A 929-nucleotide genomic window follows, 5' to 3' on the forward strand; every position below is an offset into this window, starting at 1 on the left:
GAGGGCGACGGCGGCGGAGCGTGACCCTAGGTGCTGGTGCCCGGGCGTGATCCGAGGTGCTGGCCCAAACGGTGACCGCTTCCGTATGTACGTGTTCCTTGTTTCTCCGCTCCTGAGCGATTTCGGCCGTACGGTGTCCAGCAGCCACTGGAACCGTGCGGCCGCTCGGTGTACCGGCACGCTTGGTGTACCGGCAGAGGGACGGTCCGGGGGGACCGCCTAGGCTGGGCGCATGCTGAGATTGGGACTCACGGGTGGTATCGGCGCGGGCAAGAGCGAGGTCTCCCGTCTGCTGACCGGTTACGGAGCGGTGCTGATCGATTCCGACCGGATCGCGCGCGAGGTGGTGGAGCCGGGAACACCGGGTCTGGCAGCGGTGGTCGCGGAGTTCGGTCCCGGGGTGCTCACCGCGGACGGCCGCCTGGACCGGCCCAGGCTCGGCTCGATCGTCTTCGCCGACCAGGACCGGCTGCGCGCGCTGAACGCGATCGTGCATCCGCTGGTCCGTGCCCGGTCGGCGGAGCTGGAGAGCGGGGCCGGGCCGGACGCGATCGTGGTGCACGATGTACCTCTGCTGGTCGAGAACGGCATGACCGGGCTGTTTGACCTGGTGGTCGTCGTCGACGCCTCGCCCGAGACCCAGCTCGACCGGCTCGTACGGCAGCGGGGGATGGCGGAATCCGAGGCGCGCGACCGGATGGCCGCTCAGGCGACCCGTGAGGAACGCCGCGCGNNCGTGCGCGGGGCACGCGCGGGAGTGGTGGTACGCGGGGGTGCGACATGCAGAGGTGTGACATGCGGGGTGTCGAACAGCGACCGACGCGCTGGCGTTGAAAGCGCGCAGCCAGGGAAGGATGCGAACCGTGCCCGAGAGCCCGGAGACCCACATCATCGACTATCGCGCGGCCGAGCATCTGCTGGCCGCACGG

Annotated in this window: 1 protein-coding gene; it reads left to right on the top strand. The window is 70.1% G+C overall.

Annotated elements, in window-relative coordinates; translation table 11 throughout:
- Positions 1–232 precede the first annotated feature (232 nt).
- Positions 233–733, top strand: a 501-nt coding sequence (gene coaE / locus BFF77_RS31155; protein WP_066956765.1) for a dephospho-CoA kinase, incomplete at its 3' end; no start/stop codon positions are given.
- Between the last annotated feature and the right edge of the window lie 196 nt (positions 734–929).

Source organism: Streptomyces lushanensis (genome assembly GCF_001700515.1).
Lineage (GTDB): Bacteria > Actinomycetota > Actinomycetes > Streptomycetales > Streptomycetaceae > Streptomyces > Streptomyces lushanensis.